At 62.3% G+C, this 6,542-nt stretch carries 6 protein-coding genes; all 6 read left to right on the plus strand.

Annotation, left to right across the window (positions count from 1 at the left end; genetic code table 11):
• The first annotated feature begins 126 nt into the window (after positions 1-126).
• The 6 genes from EOD15_RS25790 (at position 127) to EOD15_RS25815 (ending at position 6,482) form a co-directional block, all read left to right on the plus strand.
• Positions 127-912 carry an SDR family oxidoreductase gene (locus tag EOD15_RS25790; protein ID WP_127319648.1) on the plus strand — a complete coding sequence of 262 codons (786 nt, stop codon included), beginning with the start codon at positions 127-129 and terminating at the stop codon, positions 910-912.
• A gap of 256 nt (positions 913-1,168) precedes the next feature.
• Positions 1,169-2,521, plus strand: coding sequence for an extracellular solute-binding protein (locus EOD15_RS25795; RefSeq protein ID WP_127408965.1), 1,353 nt, complete (start codon positions 1,169-1,171; stop codon positions 2,519-2,521).
• 110 nt (positions 2,522-2,631) lie between these two features.
• Positions 2,632-3,570: a sugar phosphate isomerase/epimerase gene (locus EOD15_RS25800; protein WP_127319608.1), complete on the plus strand. Its 939-nt coding sequence runs from the start codon at positions 2,632-2,634 to the stop codon at positions 3,568-3,570.
• Positions 3,567-4,502 carry a sugar ABC transporter permease gene (locus EOD15_RS25805; protein ID WP_127319606.1) on the plus strand — a complete coding sequence of 312 codons (936 nt, stop codon included), beginning with the start codon at positions 3,567-3,569 and terminating at the stop codon, positions 4,500-4,502. The genes EOD15_RS25800 and EOD15_RS25805 overlap by 4 nt, the downstream gene beginning before the upstream one ends.
• Positions 4,502-5,410, plus strand: coding sequence for a carbohydrate ABC transporter permease (locus EOD15_RS25810; protein WP_127319604.1), 909 nt, complete (start codon positions 4,502-4,504; stop codon positions 5,408-5,410). Before EOD15_RS25805 ends, EOD15_RS25810 begins: the two co-directional genes overlap by 1 nt.
• A 1-nt stretch (position 5,411) precedes the next feature.
• A complete protein-coding gene (locus tag EOD15_RS25815) occupies positions 5,412-6,482 on the plus strand; it encodes a Gfo/Idh/MocA family oxidoreductase (RefSeq protein ID WP_127319602.1) in 1,071 nt (356 codons plus the stop codon).
• Positions 6,483-6,542 lie beyond the last annotated feature (60 nt).

Consider the following 6,542-nt stretch of genomic DNA (forward strand, 5'->3'; position numbering starts at 1 on the left):
GTCCATACCAGCGCCAGCACTGTTCCATTGCCGCTTCCTTCTGCGAGAGAACGGCAACCTATTGTTGGACCACAATGGGTGTCAAACTAGGAACGGTTTCGGACAGCGAATGAAGGAGTTTTCCCAATGAAGGATTTCGACGGCAAGGTGGCTTTGGTGACGGGGACGACCGGGATTGGCCTCGCAACCGCCAGACGCCTCGCTGCGGGAGGTGCTGCGATCGTCGCCTGCGGCATCGACCGCACGGCCAACGCTGCGCTGCAAGCGGAACTGGAAAGCTCCGCAGCCGGGGCGCTGGTCATAGGCGCCGACGTCTCCGTGCCCGATCAGGTTCGCGACGCGGTCGCGGCCGGCGTGGAGCGGTTCGGCGGCCTTGATATCATCGTCAATTCGGCGGCGGTGCATCCGTACGGAACCGCGACCAGCACCGATTTCGAGACCTGGAACAGGGCGATGTCGGTCAATGTCGGGTCCATCTATCTGACCGCGCATTTCGGCATTCCGGAAATGGTCCGCAGGGGCGGCGGCGCCATCGTCAACGTCGCTTCGGTGCAGGGCTTTGCCTGCCAGCAAAACGTCGCCGCCTATGCCACCACCAAGGGCGCCATCCACACGCTGACGCGTGCCCTGGCCCTCGACCATGCGCGCTCCGGCATCCGCGTCAATTCCGTCAGCCCCGGCTCGATCCGCACCCCGATCCTGGAGAAGGCCGCCCGCGGCGAGAACGGCACGGATGCCGATGTCGAGGCCGCCTACAAGCGCTTCGGCGAAGCGCACCCCATCGGGCGCATCGGCGAGCCGGAGGAAGTGGCCGAACTCATCGCTTTCCTGTGTTCGTCGAAGGCCGGCTTCTGCACTGGCGCGGACTACAAGATCGATGGCGGCCTGACCGCCGGCATCGGCGTGAAGTAGATCGCGAAGATTGGGGCTTGTCCGTTACCGGGAGCAGCCAGCATCCGACCATTGGTTTGCCGATCTTCTTGCAGATCAATGCCCAAGCAAATTGAACACCGCACGGGCCACGCCGACATGAAAGGGGCGTTCGATCGATGAATTAATAGGCATTCTTGCCGATTGACAAAAACATCAACAGGCGACCAAGATCATATGACCATCAACGATATTGGTCCCGAGGTTGCCCCTCGGCATTGGCGTAAAGGAGAGCCAGATGCCCCTTCAGCAGAGAGTGACCCACCGTCCGAAACAATGTCCCGCCGCTTCCATCCTTGCCACCGCACTGCTAGGCCTCGGCCTGATCACACTGCCCGGCATCGGCCACGCCGAAGGGATCACGCTCAAGATTTTCGGCGGCTCGGCGCTCGACGAACTCGCGCCGCGTCAACCGCCGGACGAGCAGAAGAAAATCCAGCAACAGGTCATCGACGGCTTCCTCAAGGCCAACCCCGACGTCGCCGCCGTCGAGTGGGATGCCCAAGGGCCGCAAACCGATTCCATTCAGCGCGTGATGACCGCAAAACTTGCAAACCAGGAAATGGATCTGATCGCCTGCCCGGCCTTCTACACCAATGGCGCCTATGTAAGGCGCAAACTGGTGATGCCGATTACCGACAAGATCAAGCCGTTCCAGGACAGGATCGATACCGCCGCTCTTGGCGCCTTTACGGTCAACGGCCAAGTCTACGGCGTGCCGATCTCGACGCTGTCGACATCGACGATCTTCTACAATGTCGATCTCTTTCAGAAGCTCGCCATTCCTGTCCCGCCAACCTATGACGATCTGAAGGCAGCCGTGCCGAAGTTCAAGGCCGCGGGCGTGATCCCTCTGCTGCATCAGGGCTCGAACACCGTGATGTGGCCGATGTGGTACTTCGAGACCTTTTCGCAGGCATCGGGCGACCCGGTCGGCAAGACGCAGAAGAACCTCGAGGGTACGGCGAATTTCACCGACGCGCCCGATGTCGAGGGCTTCAAGCTGATCAAGCAATGGGTCGATGATGGCATCCTTTCCAAGGATTCGCTTTCCGTCGACCAGGACGGCATGCGTGCGGCGTTCGCCGCCGGCAAGAGCGCCATGTATTATGGCGGCACCTGGGAAATCCCGTCGCTCCAGTCGAGCGTCAAGGACTTCAAATGGGGCGTCTTCGCCTTTCCGAAAATGGACGGAACGCCGGGCGCGCCTGGCCATGGCGGCGGTGCCGACAACGGCATGTGCGTCGCCTCCTCGATCCCGCCCGAGAAGCTCGATGCCGCGGTCAAATTCATCGAATATCTGACACGGCCTGAAATCGCGACGCTCTACCTCGCGCCGGAACAGCCGATCGCGGCCTCGATCAAGGGCGTGCCGCAGGTCGACGATGCCTATGCCGTCGAATTGCGCAAGCAAGCCTTCCCGAACACGATCAAGTTCCTCGACTGGATCTGGCCATCCGAAGTCGCGAGCGCCACGTCTTCGGCAATCGCCGGCATCGTCGGCGGCACCACGACGCCCGAAGACGCCGCCGCATCGATCCAGACCATCTTCGACGACCTCAAGGCCCAGGGCAGCTGGCCCCCCAAATGAGCCCCTGAAGTAGCGCCTGCAAGCGAGCGCCCATCCAGCCGGGCTGATGCGCCAGGCAAGAAAAACAGAGGCTGCCTGCTTCGGGCAGCCTCGCCCATCGGAGAAAACACATGACGACACATCGCGCCGAACGGCAGCGCTTCTCGATCGGCTATCATCTGAACAGCTGGGACCTGACCGGCCTTCCGCTCAGGCCAGCCATCAAGTTTCTCGCCGACCAGGGCTTCGGCTGGTTCGAGATCCTCGCCTTCACCAGCCTGTCGGACCAATACGCCCGCAAATACATGCAGCTCGGCAACCAGGCGCCGATGGGAGTGACCACCGATACCGACATCTTGCGGCGCTATGCGCTGCTGTCGGAAGGCCAGAGCGAGTATGGCATCAAGCTCTCCTCCTTCTACGTCAATGCGATTTTCACCAACCCTGTCGCCTGGAGCTATGAACGGGACGTTCTCGTCGCACTGACCAGGATGTTGAAGGGCTTCGGCTCACCGGTGCTGGTTCTCGGCGGCGGTCCCTCGGAAGCCGCTGCCGGGGCGCACACGGCCGACGACTACCGCGCCTTTTGCCGGGCGCTCGAGGACATCGGCAGGCGGACAAAGGACCTTGGCATCGAGACGGTCTATCACCCGCATCTCGACACCTTCGTCGAGCGCCGCGACCAGCTCGATCGCATGATGGATGAACTGGATACCGGTCTGGCCGGCCTGTGCATCGATCCGGCGCATCTTGCCCACACCAATTCCGACCCGGTCGACGCGGTCAAGACTTACATTTCGGCCGTGCGCTACATGCATTTCAAGGACACCAGGGTCGATCCGGCGCTGAAGGGCTATGACCGCTATGGCGCCTTTTGCGAGCTCGGCGCCGGGGTCGTCGATCTCGCCGGCATCGTCGACGTCCTGCTGGATGCAAACTACGATGGCCTCGCCATCATCGAACTGGATGCGTCCAAGAAAACGGCAGAGCAAAGCACGCTCGAGAGCATCGCCTATGTCAGGGACACGCTCGGGCTGGTGCTGACCCCGCAAGGCGCGAAGGCCACATGAGCACACGACCGCAAGAGGAGGCTCCTGTTTCGAGCCGATCCGGCACCTGGCGCTTCAATGCCGGGGACGGGGCGGTCGCATTCGTCATGATCCTGCCCGCCGCGATCCTCTTCGGTCTTTTCTACCTCTGGCCGTTCGTCAACGGCTTCTGGCTCAGCCTGCACAATTGGGACGGGTTTTCCGACCCGACCTGGGCAGGTATTTCCAACTACAAGCGCCTCGTGCACGATCGCATTTTCCTCGGTGCGCTGCGCAACAATTTGATTTTCGTCGTTGCCGTCGTGGTCCTGAAGAACGTGCTCGGCCTCGGGCTGGCGCTGCTTCTGAACCGGGCGCTGCTTGGCCGCACCTTCTTCCGCGCCGCCGCCTTCGTCCCGGTGACGATGTCCTTCGTCGCCGTCGGCCTGCTCTGGTCCTGGATCTACAATCCGGTCTTCGGCCTGCTCAACAGCGGGCTCGATCTCATTGGCCTCGCCGGGCTGAAACGATCATGGCTTGGCGACGCCGACATCGCGCTCTACTCGATCATCGTCGTCGATGTCTGGAAATGGCTTGGCTTCCATGCCGTCATCTATCTGGCCGGGCTGCAGACGATTCCCTCGGAGCTTTATGAATCGGCGAAGATGGACGGCGCCGGCCCCTTGCAGCGCTTCCGGCACGTCACCGTTCCGATCATGATGCCGATCATCTTCATCAACACCATCCTCGGCCTCTCCGGCGCCTTCGTGCGCAATTTCGACATCGTCTATGTCCTGACCAAGGGCGGCCCGAACCACGCCACCGAAGTGGTGCTCACCTACATGATGAGCAAGGCCTTCCAGGACGGCGCCATGAGCTACGCCGCTGCGATCGGCTATGTGCTGTTCATGATCGTCGGGCTGGCCAGTGTCGGCCTGCTGGCCCTGATGCGCAGGCAAAGGCTCGACGTCTGATGAGAGCAGCCGCCAACCCTCCAATTTCGCTGAACGATGGCGCCGCCGGCTCTCGCCGTCGCGGGCTCATGCAGCGCCTCGGCATGCGCGGCATCCTCGAAATTGGCGGCATCTATGCCGCGCTCATTCTCGTGCTCTTCGAGACCCTTTATCCGCTGCTTTGGGTGCTGTTCGGTTCGCTCAAGACCAAGCAGGAAATGCTCAGCAATGTCTGGGGTCCGCCATCGAGCCTGGTGCTGCAGAACTATGCCGATGCCTGGCGGATCGCCGGCATGGGATCGCGCATCGTCAACAGCATCTTCGTCACCGGCTCGGCATTGATCATCCTGGTGGCCGTCGCGACGCCGTGCGCCTATGCGGTGGCGCGTCTTCGTTTCCCCGGACGCGGTCTTGTGGTCGCAGTCGCGGTTGCGGCCATGCTGGTGCCGCCGCAGGTGATGGCCATTCCGCTGTTCCTGGTGGCGCGCGATCTCGGCCTGATAAACAGCCGGCTCGGCATTGCCTTCATCTATGCCGCGACGTCGCTGCCGCTTTCGGTCTTCATCCTGCGCAGCTTCTTCATCACGTTGCCGGCCGACCTCGAAGATGCCGCGCGCATCGATGGCGCCAGCCGGCTCGAGATCCTGATCCACATCATGCTGCCCCTGGTGCGGCCGGGCGTGGCGCTGATCCTCATCTTCGGCTTCATCGAGATCTGGAACGACTTCTTCCTGGCCTTCCTGCTGTTGCGCGACCCTTCGGTGCAGACCATCCCGCTTGGACTGGTCAGCTTCTTCCAGCAATACGACTCGCTCTGGACGCTCTATTTCGCCGCGTTGACGATCACGACACTGCCGGTGATCGTCGTCTTTGTCGCCATGCAACGGCAGTTCATCGCCGGCCTGACAGCCGGCGCCGTGAAGGGTTGACATGCAGGATCGCGTTATTGGCGTCGGCGTCATCGGCTGCGGCGAGATCGCCCAGCTGATGCACTTGCCTTATCTCTTGGAATTACCGGCGTTTCGCATCGCCGCCTTGTGCGACATCTCTCCCGGCACGGTCGACAAGGTCGCGGAACATTATGGCGTCACTGCCAGATATACCGACCATCGCGCGCTGCTTGCCGACCCGAATGTCGATGCGGTCGTGATCTGCACCTACGATCATGGCGAGATGGTCGCCGATGCAATCCGAGCCGGCAAACACCTGATCGTCGAGAAGCCGCTTGCCTTCACGCCGCAGGAGGCGCGCCCGCTTGTCGAGCAGGCCGAGCGGAGCGGCCTTGTCGCCCTTGTCGGCTACATGAAATTCTATGATCCCGGCTATGAGACCGGGCTGGAGCGCATAGCCGCTATCGGCCGGCCGAAGTCGATCCATGTCCACGATTTCGCGGGCCGCTTCGACCGTTATGGCCAACTCTACACGCAGACCAGGGTCACCGACGTGCCGGCCGATGTGTTGGCGGCGGGGCGCGAAACGGTCGCTCGGCGCATCGAGGCGGCGCTCGGTGTGGACCATGCCGGCTATCGCGATCTCTATCTTGTACTGCTCAGCCTCGCCAGCCACGACCTTGCCGTCATGCGCGGTGCTTTCGGCACGCCCGACCGCGTCGTCCATGCGCAACAGACCGGCCCGAACCAGTTGCTGGCCGTGCTCGACTATGGCGGCGTCCCTTGCCTCTTCGACATGGCACTTGCCCAGTATGAATGGTGGGACGAGTGGATCCATGTGCATGGCGAGCGCGACGAGGTGCGGATCGAATTCCAGAACCCCTATTTCCGCAACGCCTCGGCGACCGTCCGGCTGCGCGAAGCGGCAGGTCAAACCGCATCCGAACGTGTCATACCCGGCGTTCCGGATACATCGTTCCGCCGAGAATGGCTGCATTTCGCCGATTGCATCCATGCCGGTGCGAAGCCGCGCACGCCGCTTTCGGGCGGGCTCGCCGATCTCGATCTTGCCCTCCGGATCATCCAGGCAATGCCGCCGAAAAGACTTTAGCGAAATTTCGGAAACGCGCCGCCAGCCGGCGCGTTGGCCCAGCTCTGCAAGGTCTGGCCG

This window comes from Mesorhizobium sp. M7A.T.Ca.US.000.02.2.1, from assembly GCF_003996995.1.
GTDB lineage: Bacteria > Pseudomonadota > Alphaproteobacteria > Rhizobiales > Rhizobiaceae > Mesorhizobium.